This is a genomic window from Streptomyces sp. CRN 30, assembly GCF_034105845.1.
In genome coordinates this window covers 1-26,369 of the sequence record NZ_JAVRHI010000565.1, presented here as the reverse complement: position 1 = coordinate 26,369, position 26,369 = coordinate 1, and the positions used below count along the sequence as shown (strand labels likewise).

General features: G+C 71.4%; 32 protein-coding genes. 21 read left to right on the top strand and 11 right to left on the bottom strand.

All coding sequences use genetic code 11. The features are described 5' to 3' along the window. Nucleotides 1-20 precede the first annotated feature (20 nt). Nucleotides 21-947 (bottom strand): mycothiol synthase, encoded by a 927-nt coding sequence (gene mshD / locus UW392_RS65795; RefSeq protein ID WP_320785040.1) that lies wholly within the window; start codon nucleotides 945-947, stop codon nucleotides 21-23. Nucleotides 948-1,083: 136 nt separating this feature from the next. Between mshD and UW392_RS65790 the strand changes: the two genes are divergently transcribed. From UW392_RS65790 to UW392_RS65780, 3 genes are all read left to right on the top strand, one after another. Then, nucleotides 1,084-2,907, top strand: coding sequence for a bifunctional metallophosphatase/5'-nucleotidase (locus UW392_RS65790; protein WP_320785039.1), 1,824 nt, complete (start codon nucleotides 1,084-1,086; stop codon nucleotides 2,905-2,907). A 181-nt stretch (nucleotides 2,908-3,088) separates the two neighbouring features. Next, complete coding sequence (locus tag UW392_RS65785) at nucleotides 3,089-3,226, top strand: hypothetical protein (RefSeq protein ID WP_320785038.1); 138 nt, start codon at nucleotides 3,089-3,091, stop codon at nucleotides 3,224-3,226. 85 nt (nucleotides 3,227-3,311) lie between these two features. Continuing rightward, on the top strand, nucleotides 3,312-5,039 hold the full coding sequence (locus UW392_RS65780) for an ABC transporter ATP-binding protein (RefSeq protein WP_320785037.1): 1,728 nt from the start codon (nucleotides 3,312-3,314) through the stop codon (nucleotides 5,037-5,039). Here UW392_RS65780 and UW392_RS65775 read toward each other — a convergent pair. Together UW392_RS65775 and UW392_RS65770 are read right to left on the bottom strand one after the other, a co-directional pair. Next, on the bottom strand, nucleotides 4,979-7,033 hold the full coding sequence (locus UW392_RS65775) for a pectinesterase family protein (RefSeq protein WP_320785036.1): 2,055 nt from the start codon (nucleotides 7,031-7,033) through the stop codon (nucleotides 4,979-4,981). The two genes, UW392_RS65780 and UW392_RS65775, sit on opposite strands and share 61 nt — an antisense overlap. Next, nucleotides 7,026-7,175, bottom strand: coding sequence for a hypothetical protein (locus tag UW392_RS65770; protein ID WP_320785035.1), 150 nt, complete (start codon nucleotides 7,173-7,175; stop codon nucleotides 7,026-7,028). Before UW392_RS65770 ends, UW392_RS65775 begins: the two co-directional genes overlap by 8 nt. Before the next feature lie 123 nt (nucleotides 7,176-7,298). Between UW392_RS65770 and UW392_RS65765 the strand changes: the two genes are divergently transcribed. After that, the gene (locus UW392_RS65765) at nucleotides 7,299-7,586 is read left to right on the top strand and encodes a hypothetical protein (RefSeq protein WP_320785034.1); all 288 of its coding nucleotides are present in this window, start codon (nucleotides 7,299-7,301) and stop codon (nucleotides 7,584-7,586) included. Further along, the gene (locus tag UW392_RS65760; RefSeq protein ID WP_320785033.1) at nucleotides 7,583-7,981 is read left to right on the top strand and encodes a hypothetical protein; all 399 of its coding nucleotides are present in this window, start codon (nucleotides 7,583-7,585) and stop codon (nucleotides 7,979-7,981) included. Before UW392_RS65765 ends, UW392_RS65760 begins: the two co-directional genes overlap by 4 nt. Here UW392_RS65760 and UW392_RS65755 read toward each other — a convergent pair. The 6 genes from UW392_RS65755 to UW392_RS65730 all read right to left on the bottom strand — a co-directional run bounded on the left by UW392_RS65755 (nucleotide 7,972) and on the right by UW392_RS65730 (nucleotide 13,701). After that, the gene (locus tag UW392_RS65755; protein WP_320785032.1) at nucleotides 7,972-9,429 is read right to left on the bottom strand and encodes a HAMP domain-containing sensor histidine kinase; all 1,458 of its coding nucleotides are present in this window, start codon (nucleotides 9,427-9,429) and stop codon (nucleotides 7,972-7,974) included. The genes UW392_RS65760 and UW392_RS65755 overlap by 10 nt on opposite strands. Further along, nucleotides 9,426-10,160 (bottom strand): response regulator transcription factor, encoded by a 735-nt coding sequence (locus tag UW392_RS65750; RefSeq protein ID WP_320785031.1) that lies wholly within the window; start codon nucleotides 10,158-10,160, stop codon nucleotides 9,426-9,428. The genes UW392_RS65755 and UW392_RS65750 overlap by 4 nt, the downstream gene beginning before the upstream one ends. Before the next feature lie 81 nt (nucleotides 10,161-10,241). Then, nucleotides 10,242-10,427 carry a hypothetical protein gene (locus UW392_RS65745; RefSeq protein ID WP_414497864.1) on the bottom strand — a complete coding sequence of 62 codons (186 nt, stop codon included), beginning with the start codon at nucleotides 10,425-10,427 and terminating at the stop codon, nucleotides 10,242-10,244. A gap of 28 nt (nucleotides 10,428-10,455) precedes the next feature. Beyond that, a complete protein-coding gene (locus UW392_RS65740) occupies nucleotides 10,456-11,553 on the bottom strand; it encodes a S1C family serine protease (protein ID WP_320785030.1) in 1,098 nt (365 codons plus the stop codon). A gap of 133 nt (nucleotides 11,554-11,686) precedes the next feature. Then, a complete protein-coding gene (locus UW392_RS65735; RefSeq protein ID WP_320785029.1) occupies nucleotides 11,687-12,721 on the bottom strand; it encodes a LacI family DNA-binding transcriptional regulator in 1,035 nt (344 codons plus the stop codon). Nucleotides 12,722-12,903: 182 nt separating this feature from the next. After that, complete coding sequence (locus UW392_RS65730; protein ID WP_320785028.1) at nucleotides 12,904-13,701, bottom strand: response regulator transcription factor; 798 nt, start codon at nucleotides 13,699-13,701, stop codon at nucleotides 12,904-12,906. 219 nt (nucleotides 13,702-13,920) lie between these two features. On the opposite strand from UW392_RS65730, the gene UW392_RS65725 reads away from it, so the two are divergent. From UW392_RS65725 to UW392_RS65690, 8 genes are all read left to right on the top strand, one after another. Beyond that, nucleotides 13,921-14,757 carry an alpha/beta hydrolase gene (locus UW392_RS65725; protein ID WP_320785027.1) on the top strand — a complete coding sequence of 279 codons (837 nt, stop codon included), beginning with the start codon at nucleotides 13,921-13,923 and terminating at the stop codon, nucleotides 14,755-14,757. A 42-nt stretch (nucleotides 14,758-14,799) separates the two neighbouring features. Then, entirely contained in the window at nucleotides 14,800-15,054 is a 255-nt protein-coding gene (locus UW392_RS65720) for a MoaD/ThiS family protein (protein ID WP_320785026.1), read from the top strand. A gap of 6 nt (nucleotides 15,055-15,060) precedes the next feature. Further along, entirely contained in the window at nucleotides 15,061-16,332 is a 1,272-nt protein-coding gene (locus UW392_RS65715) for a hypothetical protein (RefSeq protein ID WP_320785025.1), read from the top strand. A gap of 142 nt (nucleotides 16,333-16,474) precedes the next feature. Beyond that, the gene (locus tag UW392_RS65710) at nucleotides 16,475-17,212 is read left to right on the top strand and encodes a DUF2993 domain-containing protein (RefSeq protein ID WP_320785024.1); all 738 of its coding nucleotides are present in this window, start codon (nucleotides 16,475-16,477) and stop codon (nucleotides 17,210-17,212) included. Nucleotides 17,213-17,654: 442 nt separating this feature from the next. After that, on the top strand, nucleotides 17,655-18,494 hold the full coding sequence (locus UW392_RS65705; protein WP_320785023.1) for a sulfurtransferase: 840 nt from the start codon (nucleotides 17,655-17,657) through the stop codon (nucleotides 18,492-18,494). A gap of 32 nt (nucleotides 18,495-18,526) precedes the next feature. Continuing rightward, a complete protein-coding gene (locus UW392_RS65700; protein WP_031064143.1) occupies nucleotides 18,527-18,814 on the top strand; it encodes a DUF1416 domain-containing protein in 288 nt (95 codons plus the stop codon). A gap of 110 nt (nucleotides 18,815-18,924) precedes the next feature. Then, nucleotides 18,925-19,185, top strand: a complete 261-nt coding sequence (locus UW392_RS65695; protein ID WP_320785022.1) for a DUF3099 domain-containing protein — start codon at nucleotides 18,925-18,927, stop codon at nucleotides 19,183-19,185. A 108-nt stretch (nucleotides 19,186-19,293) separates the two neighbouring features. Then, nucleotides 19,294-19,677 carry a VOC family protein gene (locus tag UW392_RS65690; protein WP_320785021.1) on the top strand — a complete coding sequence of 128 codons (384 nt, stop codon included), beginning with the start codon at nucleotides 19,294-19,296 and terminating at the stop codon, nucleotides 19,675-19,677. Here UW392_RS65690 and UW392_RS65685 read toward each other — a convergent pair. Further along, nucleotides 19,671-20,033, bottom strand: a complete 363-nt coding sequence (locus tag UW392_RS65685; protein ID WP_320785020.1) for a DsrE family protein — start codon at nucleotides 20,031-20,033, stop codon at nucleotides 19,671-19,673. The two genes, UW392_RS65690 and UW392_RS65685, sit on opposite strands and share 7 nt — an antisense overlap. Nucleotides 20,034-20,227: 194 nt before the next feature. Between UW392_RS65685 and UW392_RS65680 the strand changes: the two genes are divergently transcribed. The 7 genes from UW392_RS65680 to UW392_RS65650 all read left to right on the top strand — a co-directional run bounded on the left by UW392_RS65680 (nucleotide 20,228) and on the right by UW392_RS65650 (nucleotide 24,869). Then, nucleotides 20,228-20,887: a hypothetical protein gene (locus UW392_RS65680; RefSeq protein WP_320785019.1), complete on the top strand. Its 660-nt coding sequence runs from the start codon at nucleotides 20,228-20,230 to the stop codon at nucleotides 20,885-20,887. Next, on the top strand, nucleotides 20,884-21,708 hold the full coding sequence (locus UW392_RS65675) for a hypothetical protein (protein WP_320785018.1): 825 nt from the start codon (nucleotides 20,884-20,886) through the stop codon (nucleotides 21,706-21,708). The genes UW392_RS65680 and UW392_RS65675 overlap by 4 nt, the downstream gene beginning before the upstream one ends. Continuing rightward, nucleotides 21,705-22,577, top strand: coding sequence for a hypothetical protein (locus UW392_RS65670; RefSeq protein ID WP_320785017.1), 873 nt, complete (start codon nucleotides 21,705-21,707; stop codon nucleotides 22,575-22,577). The genes UW392_RS65675 and UW392_RS65670 overlap by 4 nt, the downstream gene beginning before the upstream one ends. A 62-nt stretch (nucleotides 22,578-22,639) precedes the next feature. Then, complete coding sequence (locus UW392_RS65665; RefSeq protein ID WP_285442785.1) at nucleotides 22,640-22,774, top strand: hypothetical protein; 135 nt, start codon at nucleotides 22,640-22,642, stop codon at nucleotides 22,772-22,774. Nucleotides 22,775-22,803: 29 nt separating this feature from the next. Further along, nucleotides 22,804-23,379 (top strand): FABP family protein, encoded by a 576-nt coding sequence (locus tag UW392_RS65660; RefSeq protein WP_320785016.1) that lies wholly within the window; start codon nucleotides 22,804-22,806, stop codon nucleotides 23,377-23,379. Nucleotides 23,380-23,395: 16 nt separating this feature from the next. Next, nucleotides 23,396-23,893: a Fur family transcriptional regulator gene (locus tag UW392_RS65655; protein ID WP_320785015.1), complete on the top strand. Its 498-nt coding sequence runs from the start codon at nucleotides 23,396-23,398 to the stop codon at nucleotides 23,891-23,893. 10 nt (nucleotides 23,894-23,903) lie between these two features. Next, complete coding sequence (locus UW392_RS65650) at nucleotides 23,904-24,869, top strand: folate-binding protein (protein WP_320785014.1); 966 nt, start codon at nucleotides 23,904-23,906, stop codon at nucleotides 24,867-24,869. Between the two features lie 6 nt (nucleotides 24,870-24,875). Here the strand turns inward: UW392_RS65650 and dtd are convergent, their stop codons facing one another. Beyond that, nucleotides 24,876-25,301, bottom strand: coding sequence for a D-aminoacyl-tRNA deacylase (gene dtd / locus UW392_RS65645; RefSeq protein ID WP_320785013.1), 426 nt, complete (start codon nucleotides 25,299-25,301; stop codon nucleotides 24,876-24,878). Nucleotides 25,302-25,469: 168 nt separating this feature from the next. On the opposite strand from dtd, the gene UW392_RS65640 reads away from it, so the two are divergent. After that, nucleotides 25,470-26,120: an aerial mycelium formation protein gene (locus UW392_RS65640; protein WP_320785012.1), complete on the top strand. Its 651-nt coding sequence runs from the start codon at nucleotides 25,470-25,472 to the stop codon at nucleotides 26,118-26,120. The last annotated feature ends 249 nt before the right edge of the window (nucleotides 26,121-26,369 follow it).

Sequence of the window (26,369 nt, the reverse complement as noted above, 5' to 3'; positions counted from 1 at the left end):
GACCGCGTTCGCGCAACCCGTCACGTCTCCGTCCGGTACATCAGGTCCGTCTCGTACGTGACGAACCCCAGCCGCTCGTAGACGGCGACCGCCGCCTCGTTGTCGGCGTCGACATAGAGCATCGCCGTGGGCAGTCCCTCCGCCGCGAGGTGCCGCAGCCCCACCGCCGTGAGGGCCTTCCCGAGGCCCCCGCCCTGCGCGGTGGGGCTCACCCCCACGACGTAGACCTCGCCGAGCCGCTCGGCGCCGTGCACCTTCGTCCAGTGGAAGCCGACGACCTCCCCCTCCCGCTCCGCCAGGAAGAACCCGGCCGGGTCGAACCACGGCTCGGCCTTGCGGTCGTCCAGGTCGCGCTGGGTCAGTGACCCCTGCTCGGGGTGGTGGGCGAAGGCCGCTGCGTTCACGGTGAGCCACGCCGTATCGTCCTGACCGGGCACGAAGGGACGTACGGTCACGCCCTTGGGCAGCGCCGGCTCCGGCAGGTCGAGATCGGTCAGCGGGCGCCGCATCTGCCGCAGTTCGCGGAAGAGAGTCAGGCCGAGGACCTGCGCGAGGTGCCGTGCGGCGGCGTGACCGCCGTGGGCCCACGCCCTCAGCCGCTTGCCGGAGGCGCTGAGCAGCGCCGACGCCAGCGCCCGGCCGTGGCCCCGGCCGCGGTGGGAGGGGTGGACGACCAGTTCGGCGGCCGGCGGCTCGACCGGGTCGGTGCCCTCCAGCTGGGCGTAGCCGAGCAGTTCACCGTCGACCGTGAGCAGCAGATGGGAGACGCCGTCGCGGGCGTCGCCGCGCAGATGGAGCCGGCCCTGTTCGGACACGGCCTGCTGTCCGTCGGTCCGGGCGGCCTCGTCGAGCAGGCCGAGGACGGCGTCGGTCTGCTCGGGGGTGAGGGCGTCGTACGTCTCGATCGAGCGGGGGCGGCCGGGCCGCGCGGTGTCGTCGCTGGTCATGCGTACGAGGGTAAAGGGGCGAGGCGGCCGGGGAGCGGCACCTCGTACACCCAGATGTAACCGTGAACCTCTGTCGCGCTACGCGCGTTGACCCTAGGCTGCGCCCCACTTGTAACGACCCACCACAGGGGGGCACATGCCAGCCACCGCACACCCGCCGCACGATCCGCGCCGCAGACGCCGTACGACCCGGCTGCTCGCCGTGGCCGCCGGAGCCGTCACCGTGGGCGCGCTGGCCGCGGCCACGATGCCGGCCAGCGCGGGCGAGGCCGGGAAGGGACACCACAACCCCGGTGAGCAGCAGAACCGGTACCAGGACGTCCAGCTGCTCTCCTTCAACGACCTGCACGGCAATCTGGAGCCGCCCACGGGCTCCAGCGGCCGGGTGACCGAGGAGCAGGCGGACGGCACGACGAAGACCGTCGACGCGGGCGGCATCGAGTACCTCGCCACCCATCTGCGCCAGGCCCGCAAGGGCAACGCGTACTCCGTCACCGCGGCCGGCGGCGACATGGTCGGCGCGTCCCCGCTGATCTCCGGGCTCTTCCACGACGAGCCGACGATCGAGGCGCTGAACAAACTCGACCTCGACGTCACCAGCGTCGGCAACCACGAGTTCGACGAGGGCGCCACCGAGCTGGCCCGCCTCCAGAACGGCGGCTGCCACCCCACCGACGGCTGCTACACGGACAAGAGGTTCAAGGGCGCCGACTTCCCCTACCTCGCCGCCAACGTCCTGGACGAGAAGACCGGCAAGCCGGTGCTGGCGCCGTACTGGGTGTGGAAGAAGAAGGACGTCAAGATCGGTTTCATCGGCGTGACCCTGGAGGGCACCCCGGACATCGTCTCCGAGGAGGGCGTGAAGGGCCTCGCCTTCAAGGACGAGGTCGAGACCATCGACAAGTACGCCGAGGTGCTGCGGAAGCAGGGCGTGAAGTCGATCGTCGCGCTGGTGCACGAGGGCGGTTACCCGGCCTCGTCCTCGTACAACTACGACTGTGACGCGCCGGGCGCGGGCGACGGCATCTCCGGGCCGATCGTCGACATCGCGAAGAACGTCACGCCGCAGGTGGACGCGCTGGTCACCGGCCACACCCACAACGCGTACGCCTGCACGATCGACGACCCGGCGGGCAACCCCCGCACGGTCACCTCGGCGGCGTCGTTCGGCCGCCTGTACACGGACACGACCCTGACCTACGACCGTCGTACCGGCGACATCGCCCGTACGGCGGTGAAGTCGGCGAACCACGTGGTCACCCGGGACGTCACCAAGGCGCCCGACATGACCGCGCTGATCGGCAGGTGGAACACGCTCGCCGCTCCCATCGGCAACCGTGCCATCGGCCACATCTCCGGTGACATCGTCTCCACCGGCACCGAGTCCCCGATGGGCGACCTGATCGCCGACGCGCAGCTCGCCTACGGCCGTGAGCTGGACGCGGAGACCGACCTCGCGCTGATGAACCCCGGCGGCATCCGCGCGCCCCTGACCTACGCGGCGAGCGGGGCCGAGGGCGACGGGGTGGTGACGTACGCGGAGGGCTTCACGGTCCAGCCCTTCGCCAACACGGTCAACCTCCAGGACTTCACCGGCGAGCAGCTCGTGCAGGTGCTGAAGGAGCAGGTGAGCGGCTCCAACGAGGCGGCGCCGAAGATCCTCCAGGTCTCGGACGGGCTGACGTACACGCTGGATCTGACGGAGTCGGGTGCGGACCGGGTCGTGACTGACTCGATCCGGCTGAACGGTGCCACGATCGACCCGGCGGCCACCTACCGCGTCGCGACCAACAGCTTCCTCGCGGGCGGCGGCGACGGCTTCACGACCCTCGGCGAGGGCGTGAACGACGTCGTCGGCGCCGACGACCTGACCGCCCTTGAGCAGTACCTGACGGCGAACTCGTCGGCGTCCGCGCCGCTCGCGCCGCCGGCGGCGGACCGGATCACGGTCGTACGGTAGTCGATTTTGCTGCCGTAAATTCTGTGTCAGTTCGCTTTAGTTCCCCTGCTGTCTGAATTTTGGTCTCAGTCCCAATTAATCGAGGTCTAAGCGGAATTGGTTCGTTGTTCTCCACGCTTCCCGTAATGTTTTCGGTGTCGGCAGCGAACGACACCAAAGCAAACGAACGAAGGGAAACGACATGAGCTTCCACAAGGTCGCCCCGGTCAAGAAGAACAACGCCCGCAAGGCCGCCGCCCCGGCGAAGAAGGCCGCGCACAAGCCCGCGCCGAAGAAGGCCGCCGCCAAGCGCCGCCCGGTCTCGCAGCACAAGGGCTGACACCACACACGAGGCGGAGTCCACCGGAGTCGTCCGGGGGGCTCCGCCTCGGTGCGTCCACACCAGGCTCAGCAGGGAGTTGCCGATGAAAGACGTCCGCGCGGCGTTCCGCCGGTTCTGGCCGCTGACCCGCGGCGACCGCGGCTGGCTGGCGATGATCGTGGCGTGCGTCGTGGTCGCCGCGCTCGCGGAGACCGCGTCCATCCTGCTCTTCGCGGAGCTGACCGACCACGCCCTGAAGTCGGGTTCGCTCGCCGCGTTCTGGGGACCGGCCGGCGCCTGGCTGGGCGTCGCCGTGCTCGGCGCGGTCGTCGGCTACCTCGGCAACTCGCTCGCCACCTGGACCGCCGAGAGATTCGTGCTGCGGCTGCGGGCCGGCGTCTTCCGGCACGTCCAGACCCTCCCCCCGCACTTCTTCCAGCGCCACCGCCGCGGTGACCTGGTGGAACGCCTCACCGGGGACGTCGAGGCGATCGAGCAGATGGTCGTCTCGGGCGTGGTCGGAACGGTCTCGGCGGCCTTCTCGGCGCTCTTCTACGCCGCCGCCGCGCTCTACCTCCGCTGGGACCTGGCCCTGGTCACCTTCGTCCTCGCCCCCCTCTTCCTCCTCGCCGCCCGCCGCTTCTCCGGCCGTGTGGCGCAGGCGTCCACGGACGAGCGGACCGCCGACGGCGCGATCACCTCCGTGGTCGAGGAGTCCCTCGGCGCGATCGTGCTGACCCAGGCGTACAACCGGCGCGAGGCGGAGGAGAGGCGTCTCGACCGGGAGGCCTGCGCCTGGATGCGGGCCTCGGTCCGCGGGGCGCGGCTGAGCGAGCTGTACGAGCAGTTCGTCGAGGTCGTCGAGACGGTGTGCGTGCTGGCGGTGATCGGCCTGGGCGTGTGGGAGATCTCCGCCGGGCGCCTGACCCTCGGGCAGCTCCTCGCCTTCGCGGCGTTCGTCGGCTACCTGTACCCGCCGGTCCGCAACCTCGGCCAGCTCGGCCTGACCCTCACCGCGGCGACCGCGGGCGCCCGCCGTCTCGGTGAACTCCTCGACGCCCGCCCGGCGGTGACCGACCCGGCCGACCCGGTCGCGCCCTGGCCGGTGCGGGGGCGGGTCGACTTCGACGCCGTGACCTTCCGCTACCCGGAGGCGGACCGCCCCTCGCTCAGGGATCTCTCCCTCACGGTCGCCCCCGGCGAACTCGTCCTCGTCACCGGCCCGAGCGGCGCCGGCAAGTCGACGCTGGCCAAGCTCCTCACCCGCTTCTACGACCCGACGGCGGGCACGGTCCGCCTGGACGGCGTGGAGCTGACGGACGTACCGCTGGAGTTCCTGCGCACGCGGGTCACGCTGCTCCCGCAGGAGACCCTGATCATCGACGGCACGATCCGGGAGAACATCGCGGCGGGCCGCCCGGACGCGAGCGAGGCGGAGGTGGTGGCGGCGGCCCGGTCGGCGGCGGCGCACTCCTTCATCACGGCCCTCCCCGACGGCTACGACACCCACATCGCCCCCGGTACGGCGGCCCTCTCGGGCGGCCAGCTCAAGCGGCTGACCATCGCCCGCGCGATGCTCCGCGCGTCGCCGGTGCTGGTCCTGGACGAACCGACGGCCGGCCTCGACGCCGCCGCGGCCCACCGGGTGGTGGAGCCGCTGCGGCGGCTGGCGGCCGGCCGTACGACGCTGCTGATCACACACGACATGACGCTGGCGGCGTACGCGGACCGGGTGCTGGTGGTGGAGGGGGGACGGCTGGCCGCCGTGGATCAGGAGGCCGTGGGCACCCAGTCCCCGAGCCAGTCCGCGACCTCCTGGTCCGCGGCCTGAGCGTCGGTGAGGAACGGCCGGTCACCGCTCGCGGAACCGGCGCCCGCCCCGCTGTTCCTGTACTCGGCGAACCGGTCGTCCTTCCAGGAGAAGCCGCTCATGTCGGTCCACGGGGTGGACTTGATCGCGGCGCTGAGGCTGGTGTTGCGGACGGTGGTCTGCGGGTCGAGGGTGGCGTCACCGCCCGCGTGCCAGGGCCGCCCGAGATAGAAACTGCCGCTGCTGACGTCCCCGTTGACGGTGGAGTTGGCGATGAGGATGCCCTTGCGGTCGGCGGCCGTGCTGGGGGCGGTGAGGTAACCGGCGGAGGAGCCGTCCCAGCGCTTGCGCAGGGTGATGACGGACTTGTCGACGACGGCGGTGGCGCGGCCGAAGATGAAGTCGACGTTGCCGAGGACGTAGGAGTTGGTCATGTAGACCCGGCCGAGCTTGTCCTTGCCGGCGGTGTCGAGGAGCAGGGTGTCCTGGTCGCCGGTGACGATGACCCCGTCGAGGAAGACCTTGTCGGCGGCGGTGCGCAGGGCGACGGCCTGGTGTCCGGAGAGGGACTGGTTGGCGCCCTCGTCGAAGTCGTTGGTGATCGACAGGTTCCGGGCCTGGAAGTCGTCGGCCTCGACGGCGACGGTGGCGCTGCCGCTGGTCCCGTACGTCCCCGACCCGTCGGGTTTCTGCGTACCGGCGGCGTTGTTGTAGACGATGACGGTGCTCGTGCGGCTGGGACCGGTGCCCTGGATGGTGACGTGCGGCTTGTTGGACGGCACCTTGACCAGTTCCCGGTAGGTACCCGGCGCCACGGCGATGACAGTTCGGGCGGAACTGTTGGCGGGTACGGCGTTCACGGCGGCCTGGACGGTCGTGTACTGGCCGGTGCCGTCCTTGGCGACGGTGAGGGTGGTCGCGGCGGCGTCGTGGGCAGCGGCCGTGGTGCCGATGGTCGAACGCGGCCCGGCACCCGCCTTCACCACCGCCGGCACGTTGGCGGCGGCGTCGAGCGAGTACGGGTAGTACGCCTTCGGATCGAAGGCGGTGCCGCCGGACTCGTTCCGCCCGGAGGTGCCGGAGAAGACGTTGCCCCTCTGTACCAGCGAGGCGGTGGAGTCCTTGATGACGGGGTTCTCGAATCCCTGGAAGTAGCTGTTCTCCAACACCATGGCGGTGGAGCCGCGCGAGTAGTTGCCGTAGGAGGAGTTGACGGTGGTGCCCGCCGTGTCCTCCAGGTAGTTGTTGTAGAGGTGGGCGTGGGCGCAGTTGTCGGCGGAGGGGTTGCGCTGCTCGGTCTCGCGGATCCAGTTGTGGTGGAGCGTGATGTCGGTGACGACGTTCTCGGTCCAGCCGATGCCGAACGCCTTGTTGTTGTTGCTCAGCTCGTTCCAGGAGACGGTGACGGCGGTCGAGTCCTTCCGTACGTCGATCAGCCCGTCGGCCATGTTCCGGAAGTCGTTGTGGTCGATCCAGACGTGGTGGGCGCCGTCCATCTGGATGCCGTCGTAGTCGTGGTCCTTGTCGTTCCAGACGCCCTGGTAGGTGTCCCTGACGGTCAGGTTCCGGATGATGACGTTGTGCACGCCGGTGCCGAGGAAGAACCCGCCGCCGACGATCTGCCCGGACGTCCCCGACCCGACGATGGTCTTGTCGGAGGCGACCTTGATCTCCTTGCCGACGGGGGACATGCTGATCGCCCCGGCGACGACGATGACGTACGGCTCCGCCGCCGTGGCGTACTTCTCCAGGTCGGCCTGGGTCCGCACGGTGACGGTGGCACCGTCCCGCCCGCCGTACGTCCCGTTCTGCCCGAGCGAGTTGACGGAGGCGAACCCGTCGGCGGTGTCGGTGGCCCAGGCGAGGGGAGCGGCCTCGGCCCGCTCCGCGCCGCTGCCGTAGGAGAGGACGGCGGCGGCCAGGGCGAGGGGCAGAAGCCCGGTCAGGGCCCTCCCGCATGCCTTGCGGTACTTGCTGCGGTATCTGCTGCGGTACGTGCTGTGGGGCTCACGCATCGGCTGCTTCCTGCTTCCGGTCAGGTGCGGGTGCGTACATGACATGTACAAGTCGCACCTGACCGGCCTTGAGGTTGCCGCCCGCCTTGGGATCTCCGAGCACGGCCCGCGCCCCGGCCGGCACGTCCTCGCCCGACGTCATCTGCGCGTCCTCGATGTCGTCCGCGAGCAGCGAGAGCCGGCCGCAGGGACCGGCGGGGTCAGGCGCGCTTCTTCAGCCAGCTGTAGCCATCGAGCGCAGACGTAGCGGCGCTATAGTTTCACCATGGCCCAGAACACGACCATTCAGGTGTCCCGCAAGGCGCGTGACCACCTCGCGCAGGTTGCCCGGGAGCGCGGCATGACGCTCGGGCAGCTGGTCGAGCAGTTGGCCGCCGAGCAGCCGACGGCCGAGCAGATCGCGGAGCGGGTCGCGGCGACGCGCAAGGTGCTGCGGGAACGACTGGGCGGCACGCTCACCGACGAGGAACTGGACAACGGGCCGAACGTGCTGGCCAACGTGTACGCGATGGCCGCCGAGAAGGCACGGGCCCGCGCGGAGCGGGCTGCGTGATCATTCTCGACACCGGGGCCGCCCTCGCGCTGGCTCACGGGCACGAAGCCCTGCACCGCCTGGCGGACAAGGTCGCTCACACTCCCGGTGACGGGGTGCACGTGCCCGCTCTCTGCCTGCTGAAGGCCGAGGAGAGCGACGAGAAGGCGGGAAGCGCGCTCCTGGCGCTGCCCGGCCTCCAGGTGGACGCCCTCGGGCAGGTGGCGGCCGTCGCCGTCGGCGGGATGGTCCGCGACGGCTGGGGCGGCGCGGACGTCTGTCACGCCCTGTACGTGGCCACGCCCCACCTGGAGTCCGGAGGCATGTCGATCATCCTGACCGACCGGGAGGACGCCTACCCGCCCGGCTTCCTCGCCGTCGACATCAACTCCCCGGCGATGCTCGGCTACACCTGACCCTCGTCCGGTGTCTCCGGCGGCGGTACCGGCGCCCCCGGCAGCCTGATCGTCGCCACCGTGCCCGTGCCGTCGGGGGCCGGGGACAGCGACACCTCGCCGCCCGCCTGCTGCACCGTGCGGGCCACGATCGACAGGCCGAGGCCCGAGCCCGGCAGGGAGCGGGCCGTCTCCGAGCGCCAGAAGCGGTCGAAGACGTGCGGAAGCTCGGACTCGGCGATCCCGGGGCCGTGATCGCGGACGGTGAGGACACCGTCGGTCAGACGGACCTCGATCGTGCCGGCCTCCGGGCTGAACTTCACCGCGTTGTCCAGGATGTTGACCACCGCCCGTTCGAGAGCCGCCGGTTCCGCGCGGACGTACCACGGCTTCACGTCCGCCGTGATCGTCAGCTCCGGGCCGCGCAGCCGCGCCCGCCGCAGCGCCGACTCCACGACCTCCTGCCAGGCCACGATCTGCGTACGGCCCGTGTGGTGGCCGGTGTCCGGGCGGGAGAGTTCCTGAAGGTCACCGATGAGCGCGGCCAACTCCGTCATCTGGGCCTTCACCGAGGCCAGCAGCGCCTTGCGGTCGGCCTCCGGGATCGGGCGGCCCGTCTCCTCGCTTCGGGTGAGGAGTTCGATGTTGGTGCGGAGGGAGGTGAGCGGGGTGCGGAGTTCGTGGCCGGCGTCCGCGATCAGTTGCTGTTGCAGCTCACGGGAGTTGGCGAGGGCCGACGTCATCGAGTTGAAGGAGTGCGAGAGGCGCGCGATCTCGTCCTCGCTGTCCTCGTCCACCGGGATGCGGACGTTCAGATCCTCCGTGCGGGCCACGTGCTCCACGGCCTCGGTGAGCTTGTCGACGGGGCGCAGGCCGGCGCGGGCGACGGCCAGACCCGCGGCCCCCGCGCCGATCACACCGAGCCCGGAGACCAGGAGAAGCAGCAGCGCCAGGTCGTTCAGGGTCGACTGGGTGCCGTCCAGGGGTACGGCGGCGATGAGCGCGGCGTCGGCCTGGGCCTGCGTCACCCGGTCCGTCAGCGACAGCGGCACGGTGAGCACCCGTACGGCCTTGCCGTCCTCGGTGGTGCCGTTGCGCAGGATGCCGTCACCGGTCCCGGACTGCTCCATCACCTTCTTGTCGGCGTCGGTCACCTTGATCTCGCCGAGGGAGTTGGTGAACAGGCAGGTGGTGCCGTCCGCCGTGACCACCTGCGAGTAGGTGTTGCCGAACCCGCCCTCGCGAGGCGTCTGCGTACAGGTGGCGAGCGCCTCCTGGATCTGCCCGACCTGCTTGGGGTCCCGGAGAACCGTGGCCTTCCTCAGATCGGCGTCGAGCTGGTCGTACAGCTTCCCCTGCACGATGAACCAGCACGTCACCGACACCGCCGCCACCGCGAACGCCACCGCCGCCGCGACGAGCAGGGCCAGGCGTGAGCGCAGCGGCAGGGCGCGGAAGCGCCTGATCACTCCGCGCCGCCCTGGCGGAGGACGTACCCGACGCCCCGCACGGTGTGCACGAGGCGCGGCTCGCCGCCCGCTTCGGTCTTGCGGCGCAGGTACATCACGTACACGTCGAGGGAGTTGGACGACGGCTCGAAGTCGAAGCCCCAGACCGCCTTCAGGATCTGCTCCCGGGTGAGGACCTGGCGCGGGTGCGCCATGAACATCTCCAGGAGGGTGAACTCGGTGCGGGTCAGCTCCACCGGACGGCCGCCGCGCGTCACCTCGCGCGTCGACAGGTCCATGGTGAGGTCGGCGAAGGCGAGGATGTCCTCGTTCTCCGTGGTGGCCGCCGCCGCTGCCGCGTAGGAGCTGCGCCGCAGCAGGGCCCGGACGCGGGCGAACAGCTCGTCCAGTTCGAAGGGCTTGACCAGGTAGTCGTCGGCCCCGGCGTCCAGGCCGGTGACCCGGTCGCCGACCGTGTCGCGGGCGGTCAGCATCAGGATCGGGGTCGTGTCGCCGGTGCCCCGGATGCGGCGGGCGGCGGTCAGGCCGTCCATGCGCGGCATCTGGATGTCGAGGACGAGCAGGTCGGGGCGGTAGGCCGCCGCCTTCTCCAGGGCGTCGGCGCCGTCCACGGCGACCTCGGTGTCGTACCCCTCGAAGGCGAGGCTGCGCTGGAGGGCTTCGCGGACCGCCGGCTCGTCGTCGACGATCAGGATGCGCTGGGTGTCACGGTCGCCGTCTGCGGGGCTCATCGTTCGCGGTTCCTCGGGTGCGGTGGGGACGGGAGCTGAACCTCTTCAGCCTAAGCAGTCTGGGCGGGCCGGGCGGCCGGGTCAGCCGCGTACGGCGGTGCGGCGGCCCGCCGCCGGGGCACGGCGGGCGCGGACGGCGCGGGGTGCCAGCTCGGGGGCCCGGGGCGCCGGCGGGTGCAGCGCGGACGCCACCTCCAGGGCGAGCGCGAGGCTGGCCGGCCCGGTGCCAGTGCCGGTGACGGTGTGCGGGACCTGCTCGATGATCACGGGACCACCTCTCGGTTGCGGTCTGCTCTCAGTTGCTGTCGGCGCCGCCCGCCCGGAGCGTGTCCAGGTCGGCCTTGACCGTGTTGATCGGGATCGCGAAGCCGAGGCCCACGCTGCCCGCGTCGGAGGACGACGAGGAGGAGCCGGAGGCCGAGTACATCGCCGAGTTGATGCCGATGATGTTGCCGTTCATGTCGATCAGCGCGCCGCCGGAGTTGCCCGGGTTGAGGGACGCGTCGGTCTGGAGGGCCTTGTACGTCGTCGTGGACGAGCCGGTGTCGCCGTTGAACTCCTGGCCGCCGAACTCGAACGGCCACTGCCCGCTGCCGCCGCCCTGCCCCTGCTGCTGTTGCTGCTGGCCCTCGTCGGTGGAGACGGTCACGTCGCGGTCGAGGGCGGAGACGATGCCGCTGGTCACCGTGCCGGTCAGGCCCTCGGGGGAGCCGATCGCCACGACCTCGTCGCCGACCTGCACACCGTCGGAGTCGCCGAGGGTGGCGACCGTCAGACCGGAGGCGTTCTGCAGCTTGATCAGCGCCAGGTCCTTGGAGGCGTCGGTGCCCACGACGTCGGCCGTGTACTCCTTGCCGTCGCTGGTGGAGACCTTGACGGAGGTCGCGCCGGAGATCACGTGGTTGTTGGTGACGATCTCGCCGTCACTGGTGATGATCACGCCGGAGCCGGTGGAGGAGCCGGAGTTCGAGGTGGCGCTGATCTCGACGATGCTCGGGCTGACCGCCTTGGCGACGCCGGAGACCGTGCCCTTCTGGCTGGACGGGACCACGCTGGCGCTGGTGGAACTGGAGACGACGGTGTCGCTGCCGGTCAGCTCCTGGATGCCGTAGGCGGTACCGCCGCCGACGGCCGCCGCGACGATCGCGACCGCCGCGAGCAGCGCGAACGGGCGCCGGGCGCGCTTCTTCGGCGCGGGGGCCGGGTCCATGAGCGCGGTGGGCGGCTGGGCCGGCGGGGGCGGCCACTCCGGGTTGACGGGAGAGGAGGCGTACGGGTTCTCCTGCGCGGAGGCGTGCTGCTGGGCGCTCTCGGAGGAGGTCGCGTACGGGTTGTCGTACGGGTTCGCGTACTGGTTCTCGTACTCGCCGCTACGGCGGAGGCTCTCGGTCATGTCCACGAGCATCGCCGCCGACGATGAGAGCTGCCTGAGCGTCGCCTGAGAAGCCCGGCAGAAGCGCGTATGCCCGATATAAAGCCCCCCGGGGGAGCCCCGGGGCAGCCCCGGGAGAGCCCCGGGGAGGGGGTCAGCAGTCTCTCTTGTCGCAGCCGCAGGACCGGCGGACCACCAGCCGCGACGGGAAGACCTTCAGCCGCTCGCGGCGCGAACCCGCGACCCGCAGCCCGTCGTCCAGGACGAGGTCGACCGCCTCACGGGCCATCGCCGAACGGTCCGAGGCGACCGTCGTCAGCCCCGGGTCGGCCAGCCCGGCCTCCTTGATGTCGTCGAACCCGGCCACCGCCAGCTCGCCCGGCACGTCCAGGCGCAGCTCCCGCGCGGCGCGCAGCACGCCGATCGCCTGGTCGTCGGTGGAGCAGAAGATCGCCGGCGGGCGGCGCGGCCCGGCGAGGATCTCCAGCGCGACCCGGTAGGCGTCGTAGCGGTTGTACGGCGCCTCGAAGAGCCGGTCCTCCGTGGAGAGCCCGGCCTCCTGCATCGCGCGCCGCCAGCCCTCGACGTGGTCGGAGACGGGGTCGCCGACGGCGGGGGTCTCGGCGGTGCCGCCCATGCAGGCGACGTAGTCGTAGCCGTGCTCCAGCAGGTGGCGTACGGCGAGCTGGGCACCGCCCAGGTCGTCGGTGACGACGGCGACGTCGTCGATCGCCTCGGGACGCTCGTGCAACAGGACGACCCGGGCGTCCCACGCGTCGATCTCGGCGGCGGCCATGTCGTTCAGCGCGTGGCTGACGAGGATCAGGCCCGAGACGCGCATCCCGAGGAACGCGCGCAGGTAGTGCACCTCGCGCTCGCCCACGTAGTCGGAGTTGCCGACGAGCACCATCTTGCCGCGCTCGGACGCCGCCCACTCGACCGCGTGCGCCATCTCCGCGAAGAACGGCTGGCGCGCGTCCGGCACGATCAGACCTATGAGGTCGGTGCGGCGCGAGGCCATCGCCTGCGCGACCCGGTCGGGGCGGTACCCCAGCTCTTTGATCGCGGCGAGGACGCGCTCGCGCGTGGCCGGGGCGACCGGCCGGGGTCCGTTGTTGATGACATAGCTGACAACGGCGGTCGAAGTACCCGCCAGCCGCGCCACGTCGTCCCGAGTCACCTTGGCCACGCGCGGAGTCTACGCGGATGGACCCGCCACGGGCAGGGCGTATCGCACCTTGGTCAGGCGCATCACGCCCAGGCCCGCGCGGCGGCGCCCACCGGACTACCGCCGGGCGCCCACCGGACTTCCGTCGGCCTTCCGTCGGGCGGCGCCCGCCAGACATGCGCCGGGCGCCCGCCAGGCATCCGCTAGGCGTCCGCGTGCGCCTCGGCGGACGGCGACCCGGCGGCAGCCGAAGCCGAAGCCGACGGGGAAGCCGAGGCCGAGGCCGAAGTCGTGTCCGCTTCCTCCGTCGCCCGCGCCGGCTTCTCCGGCTTCTCCGGCGTCACGAACCGGTAGCCGACGTTGCGCACCGTGCCGATGAGCTGCTCGTGCTCGGGGCCGAGCTTGGCCCGCAGCCGCCGTACGTGGACGTCGACCGTGCGGGTGCCGCCGAAGTAGTCGTAGCCCCAGACCTCCTGGAGCAGCTGGGCGCGGGTGAAGACCCGGCCCGGGTGCTGCGCGAGGTACTTCAGCAGCTCGAACTCCTTGAAGGTCAGGTCCAGGACCCGGCCCTTGAGCTTGGCGGAGTACGTCGCCTCGTCGACCGACAGGTCGCCGTTGCGGATCTCCATGGGGGAGTCGTCGGCGACGATCTGCTGGCGGCCCATGGCCAGCCGCAGCCGCGCCTCGACCTCGGCCGGACCCGCGGTGTCGAGGAGCACGTCGTCGATGCCCCAGTCTGCGGTGACGGCCGCGAGGCCGCCCTCGGTGACGACCAGGACCAGCGGACAGCCGGGCCCGGTGGAGCGCAGGAGCTGGCACAGGCTGCGGACCTGCGGCAGGTCACGGCGGCCGTCGATCAGGATCACGTCGGCGCCCGGGGTGTCCACGAGGGCGGGTCCCTCCGCCGGAGCCACGCGCACGTTGTGCAGCAGCAGGCCGAGAGCGGGGAGCACCTCCGTCGACGGCTGGAGGGCGTTGGTCAGGAGCAGCAGAGAACTCATCGCTTCCCACCAGCCCGGATCGTCATACGTTCGTGCACGGTTCGCTCGCCCATAACGTCTGGTTCCTCCTCGGTCCCTGCGAGGACGTTTGCGGCACTGCTTCGTACTGTGCTCCGAGATGTACATCCGCGGTTTCCCGCTTCGTATACAACTCGTTGAAAGCACAAAAGGACCCGGGGGCTACGCTGCCCGAGTCCTCTGCCCAGCAGAATAGCCGACATGAACGACGGTCCGGCAGGTCATGTGGCACGTTCCACCTCTCGTCCGCATTCCGAGACGCCTCCCGTAAAGCCATTGCGCGCATATTTGCGCACGTCCGACGGGGTGCGGATCGATTCCGTATACGACCCGGGACCGGTCGTATACGAAAATCAAGCACCGCCCCCGTCCGGCCTCGCGTTCGTGATCGCACACGGCTTCACGGGGGACGCCGACCGTCCGCACATACGACGTATCGCCTCCGTTTTCACCCGATACGGTGCCGCGGTCACCTTCTCCTTCCGGGGTCACGGCGCGTCCGGTGGACGCTCCACGGTCGGCGACCGCGAGGTGCACGACCTCGAAGCGGCCGTCTCCTGGGCCCGCCGCCTCGGTCACGACCGCGTGGTCACCGTCGGCTTCTCCATGGGCGGCTCGGTGGTGCTGCGCCACGCGGCGCTGTTCGAGGACGTCGACGCGGTGGTCTCGGTCAGCTCCCCGGCCCGCTGGTACTACCGGGGCACCGCCCCCATGCGGCGCCTGCACTGGCTCGTGCTGCGGCCCGCGGGCCGGCTGGTCGGCCGCTACGGCCTGCGCACCCGTATCCACCACCGCGACTGGGACCCGGTGCCGCTCTCGCCGGCCGAGGCGGTGCCCCGGATCGCGCCGCGCCCGCTGCTGGTCGTGCACGGCGACAGTGACGCCTACTTCCCCCTGGATCACCCCCGGATGCTGGCCGAGGCCGCCGGTGACCACGGCGAACTCTGGCTGGAGCCCGGCATGGGCCACGCCGAGCACGCCGCCGACACCGAACTGCTGTGCCGTATCGGGGACTGGGCGGTCTCCCGGGCGGGCTAGCCTGGCGGTCTACTGTCCACAGCCGACCGACAGAGGAAGCAGATGGCAAAGGTCACGGTGCGCTACTGGGCCGCCGCGAAGGCCGCGGCCGGGACGGCCGAGGAGCCGTACGAGGCGGCCACGCTCGCCGAGGCGCTCGACGCCGTGCGCGCGCGCCACTCCGCCGAGCTGGCCCGCGTCCTGCTGCGCTGCTCTTTCCTCGTCGACGGCGACCCTGTGGGCACCCGCGCGCACGAGACGGTACGGCTGGGCGACGGCGGCACGGTCGAGGTGCTCCCGCCGTTCGCAGGAGGATGACGACCGATGACGAACCAGCCGTACGAGGGGCACGAGGGGTACCAGGGGTACCAGGGGTACCCGGGGTACGGGTCACAGAACCCGGACCCGGCCCACGACCCGTACACGCAGCAGTGGCAGGGCCAGACCTGGGAGACGTCGGTGCAGCCGCCGGTCTCCGCCGAGGAGACGGCGTACCTGCCCCAGCAGCAGCCGCAACAGCAGCCGCCGCAGTACGTGCAGCAGCACACGCAGCAGCAGTATCCGCAGCAGTACCAGGCCGCTGAGCATCAGCGTCAGTACCAGCACCAGCAGCCGTACCAGCAGCCGTACCAGCAGCACCCGCACCACCAGGGGCAGCAGCACCAGGGGCAGCAGCACCAGCAGCCCCAGCAGCAGCCGTACCAGCAGCAGCCCCGGCAGCAGCCGGCACCGCAGGTGCGGCCCGAACCCGCCGCTCCCACCCCTGCCCCCACCCCAGCTGCCGCTTCCGCCCCCGCCGCCCCCGACGCCGGTTACGGTCCCGCCACCGTCGCCGGGAACACCCGCGTCACCGACGCCCAGCGCGCCCGTGCCGAGGGACGGTCGCCGATCATCGAACCCGGTATGCAGCCCGCCGCGCTCACCGCGCTGCTGGGCCTGCTGCTGGCCGGGACCGCGGCGCTCGGCACGTACGCCCTCCTCGTTCCGCTGGTCGTGCTGCAGGCCGTCACCGCGGCGGGCTGGTTCCGGCTGAACGGCATGTGGCCGGCCCGGCAGGGCATCGCGCTCGGGTTCCTCGGCGCGCTGGTCGCGGATGTGGCGCTGCTGGTCTCGGACCGCTCCCCGGCCGCCATGCTCGGCACGATCGGCGTGTGGGTCCTCCTCTCCCTCGTCCTGCAGCTGCGCTCGCACGCCGACCCGGACGAGCGGATGTACGGCCTGACCGCCACCGTCGTCGCGTCGGCGCTGGCGATCGTCGCGGGCGGCTGGCTCGCGGCCGACCCGGACGCGGTGACGGTCGGCGGCATCGCGGTCGCGGTCGCCGCCGTGGCCCGCGCGCTGCCGCTGCCGACGCCGGTCTCCGTGGTCGTCGCGCTGCTCGCCGCGGCCGGCGGCGGTATCGCGGCCGGCGCGCTGACGGACGTCGGCACCGAGGGCGCGCTGCTCGGCGCGGGCGCGGCGGTGTGCGCGCTGATCGGGCACCGGGTGGCGAGCTACGACTACCCGTCCCGGTTCGTGCACTTCACGGCGGGCGTGGCCCTGCCGCTCAGCGCGGCCGCCCCGGCGGTGTGGGTCCTGGGCCGGGCACTGGGCTGAACGGCCGTCGGCGCAGGCCGCCGATGTCTCGCGGCGCTGTCGAGCGACCCCCTTCGTCACAGGTCCTCGACGGATTTCCCGGGGGATTCCGGTGCCGGTTACCGTGGGCCCTCGTCCTTGAAGTTCCGCTGGGGTGGGGTAGATGCGCGCACTGCGAATACTGTTGATCGTCGTCGTGGTCCTGGGCGGCCTCTTCGTGGCCGCGGACCGGCTCGCGGTCAACTTCGCGGAGGGCGAGGTGGCGGACAAGCTGAAGGCCCAGGAGGACCTCGACACCACCCCGGACGTGTCGATCAACGGCTTCCCCTTCCTCACCCAGGTCGTCGCCAGTGAGCTGGACGACGTCGAGGTCACCATGGACGGCTACGAGGCGACCGCCGGCAAGGGCTCGGAGAAGGTCCGCATCGACGACCTGAAGGCCCACATGAAGGGCGTCGAGTTCTCCGGCGACTACAGCCGCGCGACCGCCGCCACCGCCACCGGCACCGCGTCCGTCTCCTACGCCGAACTGCTCAAGGCGGCCGGGTCCGATCAGGCGCAGATCACCCCCGGCGTCACCGCCGGCATCGTCGGCCTCTCCGACGGCGGCAACGGCAAGATCGACGTCGCCGTCGAGGCGACCGTGCTCGGTACGAAGCTGCCCGAGCCGATCCACGTGCTCAGCTCGGTGACGGTGAAGGACAACAAGGTGGGCGTCTCCGCCGACTCCCTGCCGTCGTTCGGCGACGTGTCGCTCTCCGACGCGCAGATCCGGCAGATCACCGACTTCCAGCAGGCGATCGACGAACTGCCCGGCGGCATCCGGCTCGACAAGGTCGAGGCCGCGAAGAACGGCGTCGAGATCACGGTCAAGGGTTCGGACGTCCGGCTGGCCGGGTAGGACGAACAGAGCCGCCGGACGGTTGTTGTCCGACAGGCGAGACATCCCCGTCCGCGTCACGGCGGCCGGAGGGACATCAGTGGACATCCGGCCGCCCGGGAACCGCGCCGACGCGGTCCGGGCGGCCTCCTCATCCCGGATAGTGGACGATCGTGTCTCACTATCCGACATGCCGGTGACACGCCCGCCGGGTCGTCCTTACGATCGGACACCATGAAGCGACAGGCGGACCTCACGAAGCGGCGGGCAGTGGACCTGTGCCGCGTTGCCGCCATGCTCTGTCGCCCGGTCTGACCGGAAGGCGCCGCCCCGCGCGGCCCGGCCCTCCGCATCCCCAGCGCCCTGCACCAGGGCATCCGTGCGCCGAACTCCGCACCCCGCGCGAGTGGCGCGCACCCACCGCACTCGCACGCCCCGCCGCAACTGCCCCGGAGGAAAGATCATGAGCCGCAGCGACGTCCTGGTAGACGCCGACTGGGTCCAGGCGAACCTGGACAACCCCGACATCGCGATCGTGGAGGTCGACGAGGACACGTCCGCGTACGACAAGAACCACATCAAGAACGCGATCCGGATCGACTGGACCAAGGACCTCCAGGACCCGGTCCGCCGTGACTTCGTCGACCAGGAGGGCTTCGAGAAGCTCCTGTCCGCGAAGGGCATCGCCAACGACACCCTGGTGATCCTCTACGGCGGCAACAACAACTGGTTCGCGTCCTACGCCTACTGGTACTTCAAGCTCTACGGCCACGAGAACGTCAAGCTCCTCGACGGCGGCCGCAAGAAGTGGGAGCTGGACGCCCGCGAGCTGGTCGAGGAGGTGCCCGAGCGCGCCACGACCGACTACAAGGCCAAGCCGCAGGACACCTCGATCCGCGCCTTCCGCGACGACGTCGTCAAGGCGATCGGCGCCGAGAACCTGGTCGACGTCCGCTCGCCCGACGAGTTCTCCGGCAAGCTGCTCGCCCCGGCCCACCTGCCGCAGGAGCAGTCGCAGCGTCCGGGCCACGTGCCCAGCGCCCGCAACATCCCGTGGTCGAAGAACGCCAACGACGACGGCACCTTCAAGTCGGACGAGGAGCTCAAGGAGCTCTACACCGACGAGCAGGTCGACCTGGCCAAGGACACCATCGCCTACTGCCGCATCGGTGAGCGCTCGGCCCTGACCTGGTTCGTCCTGCACGAGCTGCTCGGCGTCGAGAACGTCAAGAACTACGACGGCTCCTGGACCGAGTACGGCTCCCTGGTCGGCGTGCCGATCGAGCTCGGCGCAGCCAAGTAGGACCGCCCCCAACCCCCTCATAGGAGTACGACATGTGCGGAGCGAAGGCCGGCGGCCCGGACGCCTCGACGATCAAGCCCGGTGAGACCACCATCCAGGGTCAGGTGACCCGTGACGGCGAGCCGGTGACGGGCTACGTCCGGCTGCTGGACTCCACCGGCGAGTTCACGGCGGAGGTCCCGACCTCCGCGACGGGCCAGTTCCGCTTCTACGCGGCCGAGGGCACCTGGACCGTCCGCGCGCTGGTCCCGGGCGGCACGGCCGACCGCACGGTCGTGGCCCGGCAGGGCGGCCTCGCGGAGGTCGCGATCGCCGTCTGACCGAAGGCGATCGGGAGCAGTGACGGCGGAGGGGCGGTGTCCCGGGTACCCACCCGGGACACCGCCCCTCCGGCATGTCCGGACGGCCGGTTCCGTCCTACCCTGGACGTATGTACGCACGGCGGCGGCACATGTACTTCGCGATGATGGGGACGTGCGTAGGGCTGTTCGTGCTGGCCTGGGGCGTCGTACGGATCTGGTCGGTCCCGGCGGCCGTCGCCATGTGCGTGGTCGCCATGGTCATCCCGCCGTTCGCCGCGATCGTCGCCAACCGCCGGGGCCCCGACGACCGCTGGTGGGACGACCCCTCCGGCGACACGAAGTCCGACGAGTGGTGGGACGAACTGGACGGCAAGCGGCGCAGGCGGTAGGCCGCCGGCCGGGCAGCGGCGCCCGCTGGTTGGGCAGCGGCGGCCGGGCAGCGGCGGTTGGGCTGTGGCGCAGGGGGTAGAAGGGCGCCCATGTCGCCCATGTCGCCCATGAGGCTCTCCGCCGCGGTGCTCGACGCCCCCGACGCCCGGGAACTCGCCGGCTTCTACGTCCGGCTGCTCGGCTTCGTCGTACGCGAGGACGAGCCGGACTGGGTGCACCTGCGCCCGCCGGACGGCGGCACGGGGCTGTCCTTCCAGACCGAGCCCGAGTACGTCCCGCCGGTCTGGCCCGCCCGCCCGGACGGGCAGCGGATGATGGCCCACCTCGACATCGAGGTCGACGACCTGGCGGCGGAGACGGCCCGCGCGGTCGCCGAGGGGGCGCGGCTCGCGGAGCACCAGCCGCAGGACGACGTACGGGTGCTGCTCGACCCGGCGGGCCACCCGTTCTGCCTGTGGAGCGCTGACGGAGCCCAGGGGTCGGGTCAGTAGACGAGCGCCTGGGTGCCGTCGGCCAGCGCCTCCTGCACGAAGACCTGCGCCCCGGCGATCCGTACGCCGTCCAGGACGTCCTTCTCCGTGATGTCGCGGCGGGCCGCGCACTGGGTGCACAGGGTCACCCGGCCGCCCGCCAGCAGGGAGTCGAGGAGGTCGGGCAGCGGGGCCGCGTGCGGCAGCTCGAACTCGGCGGCCCGGCCCGGCAGCGCGAACCAGGCGGACTCGCCGGTCAGCCACAGGGACACGTCCACGCCGCTGGCCACGGCCACCGCCGCCACCGTGAACGCCTGCGAGCAGCGCTCGGGGGCATCGGCCCCCGCGGTCACCTTGATCACGAGCTTCTTCGCCATGGCCGAATCGTAATCAACGCGTCCGCAACCCCGGGCGTCGGCCGTGAGTCTCCTGTGCGCACGCATAACGGAATGCGTACTTCACTTTCTTTCTCGTGGGGGGACCTTTGGAGGAGACAGAGAGACCGGAGCGGGACCCGGTTCGGGAGACGGTACGTGCGCGGCGTCGCGGTCGTACCGCCCGGCTGGTCGGCGTGGCGACCGCGCTGGGACTGGTGGCGGGTGTCTGCGCCGGCTACCTCGTGCAGGCCGGCCGTGCCCCGACGGAGCCGCCGCCGCTGGCGGGGTCCGTTCCGACGCGCAGCGGGGCCGACGGTGCCGAGCCGCTGTCGGCCGCCCAGGACCGCCGGGTGGGCACTGACGGAGACCTGCGCAAGCTGCTGCTGCGCAGACCGAGCGGTGCGACGGAGGCCGAGTGGCTGACCGGCACGGACGGCTGGCTGGACCTGGGCGCTTACGCCGGTAATGCCGACAACCCCGGGTGGGTCTTCGGTGACCTGACGGACCAGGAGTTCCGTCGGGCGGCCGTCACCGGCTGGGAGACCGACGACGGCACGGTGGAGGTACAGCTCGTCCAGTTCCGGCAGGAGGAGTCGGTGGCAGCCGCCGACTTCGGCAGTGGTTCCCAGCTCCACTTCGGGGACGGCGTGAAGAGTCTGCCGATTCCCGGTACCGGGGACGGGCGGGTCTACTGGGACACCCGCCCGTCCCCCGTGCCGGGCGACTGGCCCTACAGCGCGGAGGCGCACGCCTGGCGGGGAGACATCGCCATGGAGATCTGGGTCTGCAGCGACGAACCGATCAGTGGGAAGACAGTGCTGGAGCTGGCGGAACGGCAGATGGAGCGGCTGTGACCGAGAAGGAGAACAGAGCGGTCGCGAAGGGGCGGCGTTGGAGCCGGGGCCGTGTCGCCGGAGTCACCGCGTCCGTGCTGCTGGCCGGTGCCGTGATCGTCGGCACGGGCTACACCGTCGTGACCGTGCGGAACGCCGATCGCGACGCCGGGACGCCAGGCTGGAAGCTGCCCGCGGCAGCCGACGAGACGGGTGACAGCGATACGGAGCCCAGCGCCGGGCAGGGGCTCGCGGAGGCGCTGGTGCCCTTCGGCACGTACGGCTGGACGCGGGGGCCGGACATCGGCGAGTTCGGGTCCGATGCCGTCCTGAGCAGCGCGCGCGCCGCCGCCCTGCAACGGGAGTCACTGCGCGGCCTGCCGCGCTCCGAACGCAAGGCGCTGGAGCGGGAGATCGGCCTGCGCGGCGTCAAGGGCATGGCGCTGCGCAGCTACGTTCCCGGTGAGGCCGGCGTCTACCAGGAAGCCATCGCCGTCGAGATCGTGCTCACCCGGGCGGCTCGGTCCGCCGTCCGGGAGATGGCCGACGCCCGCACCGGCACGCTCGACGCGTTCGGCATCCTTGAAGAGGGGCCCGAGATCGAGGGCCACGACAACGCCCGCTGCTTCCTGCTCCCCGACGGCACCGATTACGGCGACGAGGGTTCCGACACCGGTTTCTACCGGCACCTCGGCCTCGACCTGATGTACTGCTCGGCCCATGTCGGCGAGATCCTGGTCACCGCGACGGCCGAGGGCGTCGCTCCGTTGGAGACCGAGCGGGTCGCGGTGCTGCTCACCGAACAACTCGACCGCATCACCGACCCGGGGGAGGCGGTATGACCGAGGAGACGCCCGAGGCACGGGAGGCGTCGGCCGCCGTCGTGTCGCCCGGTGGCCCGCCCCTGCCGGACGCGCCGCCGGACGTCCCGTCGCCGGCCCCGCCGCCGAAGGACCGGCGCGTCCTGCGCGCCGTCCTGCGCTGGACGGCCGTCACCGTGGCCTTCGTGGCGGCCGGGACGGCGTCGGCGTACGGCATCACCCGTATGGAGCGGACGGACGTACCGGGTCTGGCCACCGAGTCGGACGGGCGCTGGGATTACCCCGACCTGACCAGGCCGGCCCTGCCCGAGGGCCGGCCGGGGCCGTTCGAGTCATCGAACCCGGCCGGCACGCACGCCGTAGACCTGCGTGAACTCGTGCTACCCGCGCCACGTGGGGCGCGCGAGGACAAGACGCTGCGCGGCACCGACGGGTGGTTGCCGACGGAGACCCTCCTCGCGGAATACACGACTGAGTACCGCGACGAGGTGGGGCAGAACCTCATCGACCACGGGCTGCGGCACATCGCCGCCCGCGGCTGGACCACCGACGACGGCACACGTACGCGGATCTACCTGCTGCACTTCGACACGGCGGCGGTCGTCGACGACCTGACCGCGGAGGACTTCGCCGTCCTGGACAGCCCCGGCTACCCCCTGCGCGGGTCCGGGGAATCGGTCCCGGACGAGGATTTCTACGAGCAGATCATCGAGACGGAGCTGGCAGGAGCCGTCTACACCGAGGCCGAGCCGTACGGTGCCGAACAGGTCCGGCACGGCTACCTGGCCGCCGGCGATGTCCTCGCACTCGTCGTCCAGTCCCGCGCGGGCGGGACACCGGCCGTCCCGTTCCGGCAGACAGTGTCGCTCCAGAGCGAGCTGCTCACCTGACCCCGGGGCGTACCTCACCCGACGGGGCCGGGCCCCGGCCGCGTAAGCTGGGCCCCGGCCCCGTGCACACAACCGCACCCCCGCTCAAGGAGCACCCCGTGGAGATCTTCTTCGAAGCCCTGCTGGTCCTGGTCTGCGTCGGCGTCCTCGCCTTCGCCGGACTGACCGTGAAGAAGCTGTTCCAGGGCCAGCGCTGACCCCTCACGCCAGGAAGTAAGTTCCGCTCATGATCGAGATCCCGTCCGACCTGCACAAGGACCTCGTCCCGCTCGCCTTCCTGCTCGGCAACTGGGCCGGCGCGGGCGTGCACGACTTCCCCGGCGCGGAGAAGTGCAACTTCGGTCAGGAGGTCACCTTCTCCCACGACGGCCGGGACTTCCTGGAGTACACCTCCCACACCTGGGTGCTCGACCAGGAGGGCAACAAGGTCCGGCCCCTGGAGTCCGAGCACGGCTTCTGGCGCATCGACGCGCACCGCAAGGTCGAGGTGACGATGACCCGCGACGACGGCGTCATCGAGATCTGGTACGGCGAGATGGCCGCCCAGAAGCCGCAGATCGACCTGGTGACGGACGCGGTGGCCCGCACGGCCGCCTCCCCGGCCTACACCGGCGGCAAGCGTCTGTACGGCTACGTCAAGAGCGACCTGATGTGGGTCGGCGAGAAGCAGACCCCCGAGGTCGAGCTGCGCCCCTACATGTCGGCGCACCTGAAGAAGGTCGTCACCCCGGAGGACGTCGAGCGCTGGGCCAAGGCCCTGCCCGACGACATGCCGGACGACGGGATCGCTTTCTTCAAGTAGTCCTAGACTCAAGGGTGTGGTGAGCACCGACTGGAAAAGCGACCTCAGGCAGCGCGGCTACCGGCTGACCCCGCAGCGGCAGCTGGTGCTGGAAGCCGTGGACACCCTGGAGCACGCGACCCCCGACGACATCCTCGGCGAAGTGCGGAAGACGGCTTCGGGGGTCAACATCTCCACCGTCTACCGCACCCTTGAGCTGCTGGAGGAGCTGGGCCTGGTCAGCCACGCCCATCTCGGGCACGGGGCGCCGACGTACCACCTCGCCGACCGGCACCACCACATCCACCTCGTCTGCCGTGACTGCACCAACGTCATCGAGGCCGATCTGTCGGTGGCCGCCGAGTTCACCGCCAAGCTGCGCGAGCAGTTCGGGTTCGACACCGACATGAAGCACTTCGCGATCTTCGGCCGCTGCCGGGAGTGTTCGCGGGAGCAGACTCCGAACGGTTCTCCGGACGGTTCTCCGAACGAGTCGCCGATCGAGTCGCTGAAGGATTCAACTACCGAGTCGTAGGCTGGACGTCATGAAGAGCCCCCTGCTGTCCCTGCCCGGCGCCGTGCCCGCCGAGGGCGCGGACGAAGGCGTCGCCGCCCACTACGGCGATCTGTTCCGCGAGCAGCGCGCCCTCGCCGAGGGCACCGGCTTCGTCGACCTCTCCCACCGCGGCGTCGTCGCGGTCTCCGGCGAGGACCGGCTGAGCTGGCTGCACCTGTTGCTCACCCAGCACGTGAGCGACCTCCCCGCCGGACAGGCCACCGAGGCGCTGGTCCTCTCCGCCAACGGCCACATCGAGCACGCCCTGTACCTCGTCGACGACGGGACGACCGTCTGGGCCCACGTCGAGCCCGGCACCCAGGAGGCGCTGATCGCCTACCTGGAGTCGATGAAGTTCTTCTACCGGGTCGAGGTCGCCGACCGCACCGCCGACACCGCGGTCGTCCACCTGCCCGCCGGTTCGATCGCCGAGGTCCCCGAGGGCGCCGTCGTCCGGGAGACCCCGTACGGCCGTGACCTCTTCCTGCCGCGCGACGGGCTGGAGGCGTTCGCCGGGCAGGCCGGGCCGCCCGCCGGTCTCCTCGCCCACGAGGCGCTCCGGGTCGAGCAGCACCGGCCCCGGCTCGGCCACGAGACCGACCACCGCACCATCCCGCACGAGCTGGGCTGGATCGGCACCGCCGTCCACCTCCAGAAGGGCTGCTACCGCGGCCAGGAGACGGTCGCCCGCGTGCAGAACCTGGGCAAGCCCCCGCGCCGGCTGGTCTTCCTGCACCTGGACGGCAGCGAGGTGCACCTGCCGACGGCCGGCACCGAGATCAGGCTCGCGGACGACGGCCCCGACGGCCGGAAGATCGGCTTCGTCACCACCTCCGCCCGCCACCACGAGCTGGGCCCGGTCGCCCTCGCCCTGGTCAAGCGGAACGTGCCGGTGGACGCCCGGCTGATGGCCGGCGACACGGCGGCGGCACAGGAGACCGTTGTAGAGCCCTGACGTGTGTCAGATCTCCAGGAGCACCGTGAACGGGCCGTCGTTCGTCAGCGACACCCGCATCCGCGCGCCGAACCGGCCCGTCGTCACGGTCGCGCCCAGCGCCCGCAGCCGCGCCACCACCTCTTCGACCAGCGGCTCCGCGACCTCCCCGGGGGCCGCCGCGTTCCAGGTGGGGCGGCGGCCCTTGCGGGCGTCGCCGTAGAGGGTGAACTGGCTGATGACCAGCAGCGGCGCGTCGACGTCGCTGCACGAGCGCTCGTCGGCCAGCATCCGCAGCGACCAGAGCTTGCGGGCCAGCCGGTCGGCCTTCTCCTCGGTGTCGTCGTGGGTGACGCCGACCAGGACGCACAGCCCCTCGCCCTCGAACGCGCCGACCGTCTCGCCGTCCACGACGACGCTCGCGCCGTCCGCCCTCTGTACCACCGCTCGCATACGGCCATGATGCCGTGCGCCCCGAGGGGGACGCCGGGCGGCCCCGTACGGGTTTCTTTTCGTCCCCGAACCCCCCATCTGGGGCCGATCGGGGGCACTCGGTCACATAGCGGCCACCCGGGGTGGCACGATGCTCCCATTAGCCGGTCGAGGGGACGGTTGAGACACATGAGCACATCGAGTACCGGGCAGCCGTCGAGGTCTGTCTCGTTGACGTACGTGGTCGGCGCGGACCGCCTCCGGACGCCCGTGCAGCGCACGGACAGCCCGGAGCTGTCCACGGACCCCACGGGTCCGCCGCGCGGGGGGAACGCGCACGCGCGGGGCCCCGAACTGACCGCACTGAGCCTGCCCGAACTGCGCACCCTGCGCAGGGACGCCCAGCGCGAGGAGGCCGACCTGAGTTACGTACGGCGGCTGCTGCAGGGGCGGATCGACATCCTGCGGGCGGAGCTGACCCGGCGCGGGTCCGCCACCGTGAAGGCGACCGGCGAGACCTCCGTGGTCGAGCGGCTCTCCGAGATCCTGGCCGACGCCCCGGCGCGGCACCGCTCGTCGGCCCGGCACGTGACGCTGGGCACGCCGCAGAGCGAGGAGTGCCGGCAGCTGGCCGCCGAGATGCTGGGCGAGGTCGAGCTGTCGGACCTCCAGGCCCGTACCGATCCGGAGCTGCACACGGCGATGGGGCGGCTGATCCGCTACGAGCAGCAGGTGTCCCGGAGGCGGCAGCGGCTCCAGCGCACGGCGGACGGCTGCAGCGCCGAGATCGCACGCCGGTACCGTGAAGGGGAAGCACAAGTAGACGACCTGCTGGCGTGACGTGCGGGCCCGGTGATCCCGGGCCGTCCGTCCGGCGGGTCCCCCGTCGGAAGGCCACCGCCGATGCCCGCGCCGCAGTCACACAAGTCGTTCGAGCCACACGAGTCACGCTTTGGGGCGTCTGGGGCGTCTGGGGCGTCTGGGGCGTCTGGGGCGTCTGGGGCGTCTGGGGCGTCTGGGGCGTCTGGGGCGTCTGGGGCGTCTGGGGCGTCTGGGGCGTCTGGGGCGTCTGGGGCGTCTGGGGCGTCT

What these genes read in the sequence shown, in the direction of transcription:
- mshD (WP_320785040.1), bottom strand. Translation starts at nt 947, where the DNA reads ATGACCAGCGACGACACCGCGCGGCCCGGCCGCCCCCGCTCGATCGAG.
- UW392_RS65790 (WP_320785039.1), top strand. Translation starts at nt 1,084, where the DNA reads ATGCCAGCCACCGCACACCCGCCGCACGATCCGCGCCGCAGACGCCGT.
- UW392_RS65785 (WP_320785038.1), top strand. Translation starts at nt 3,089, where the DNA reads ATGAGCTTCCACAAGGTCGCCCCGGTCAAGAAGAACAACGCCCGCAAG.
- UW392_RS65780 (WP_320785037.1), top strand. Translation starts at nt 3,312, where the DNA reads ATGAAAGACGTCCGCGCGGCGTTCCGCCGGTTCTGGCCGCTGACCCGC.
- UW392_RS65775 (WP_320785036.1), bottom strand. Translation starts at nt 7,033, where the DNA reads ATGCGTGAGCCCCACAGCACGTACCGCAGCAGATACCGCAGCAAGTAC.
- UW392_RS65770 (WP_320785035.1), bottom strand. Translation starts at nt 7,175, where the DNA reads ATGACGTCGGGCGAGGACGTGCCGGCCGGGGCGCGGGCCGTGCTCGGA.
- UW392_RS65765 (WP_320785034.1), top strand. Translation starts at nt 7,299, where the DNA reads ATGGCCCAGAACACGACCATTCAGGTGTCCCGCAAGGCGCGTGACCAC.
- UW392_RS65750 (WP_320785031.1), bottom strand. Translation starts at nt 10,160, where the DNA reads ATGAGCCCCGCAGACGGCGACCGTGACACCCAGCGCATCCTGATCGTC.
- UW392_RS65740 (WP_320785030.1), bottom strand. Translation starts at nt 11,553, where the DNA reads ATGACCGAGAGCCTCCGCCGTAGCGGCGAGTACGAGAACCAGTACGCG.
- UW392_RS65730 (WP_320785028.1), bottom strand. Translation starts at nt 13,701, where the DNA reads ATGAGTTCTCTGCTGCTCCTGACCAACGCCCTCCAGCCGTCGACGGAG.
- UW392_RS65725 (WP_320785027.1), top strand. Translation starts at nt 13,921, where the DNA reads ATGAACGACGGTCCGGCAGGTCATGTGGCACGTTCCACCTCTCGTCCG.
- UW392_RS65720 (WP_320785026.1), top strand. Translation starts at nt 14,800, where the DNA reads ATGGCAAAGGTCACGGTGCGCTACTGGGCCGCCGCGAAGGCCGCGGCC.
- UW392_RS65715 (WP_320785025.1), top strand. Translation starts at nt 15,061, where the DNA reads ATGACGAACCAGCCGTACGAGGGGCACGAGGGGTACCAGGGGTACCAG.
- UW392_RS65710 (WP_320785024.1), top strand. Translation starts at nt 16,475, where the DNA reads ATGCGCGCACTGCGAATACTGTTGATCGTCGTCGTGGTCCTGGGCGGC.
- UW392_RS65705 (WP_320785023.1), top strand. Translation starts at nt 17,655, where the DNA reads ATGAGCCGCAGCGACGTCCTGGTAGACGCCGACTGGGTCCAGGCGAAC.
- UW392_RS65700 (WP_031064143.1), top strand. Translation starts at nt 18,527, where the DNA reads ATGTGCGGAGCGAAGGCCGGCGGCCCGGACGCCTCGACGATCAAGCCC.
- UW392_RS65695 (WP_320785022.1), top strand. Translation starts at nt 18,925, where the DNA reads ATGTACGCACGGCGGCGGCACATGTACTTCGCGATGATGGGGACGTGC.
- UW392_RS65690 (WP_320785021.1), top strand. Translation starts at nt 19,294, where the DNA reads ATGAGGCTCTCCGCCGCGGTGCTCGACGCCCCCGACGCCCGGGAACTC.
- UW392_RS65685 (WP_320785020.1), bottom strand. Translation starts at nt 20,033, where the DNA reads ATGGCGAAGAAGCTCGTGATCAAGGTGACCGCGGGGGCCGATGCCCCC.
- UW392_RS65670 (WP_320785017.1), top strand. Translation starts at nt 21,705, where the DNA reads ATGACCGAGGAGACGCCCGAGGCACGGGAGGCGTCGGCCGCCGTCGTG.
- UW392_RS65660 (WP_320785016.1), top strand. Translation starts at nt 22,804, where the DNA reads ATGATCGAGATCCCGTCCGACCTGCACAAGGACCTCGTCCCGCTCGCC.
- UW392_RS65650 (WP_320785014.1), top strand. Translation starts at nt 23,904, where the DNA reads ATGAAGAGCCCCCTGCTGTCCCTGCCCGGCGCCGTGCCCGCCGAGGGC.
- dtd (WP_320785013.1), bottom strand. Translation starts at nt 25,301, where the DNA reads ATGCGAGCGGTGGTACAGAGGGCGGACGGCGCGAGCGTCGTCGTGGAC.
- UW392_RS65640 (WP_320785012.1), top strand. Translation starts at nt 25,470, where the DNA reads ATGAGCACATCGAGTACCGGGCAGCCGTCGAGGTCTGTCTCGTTGACG.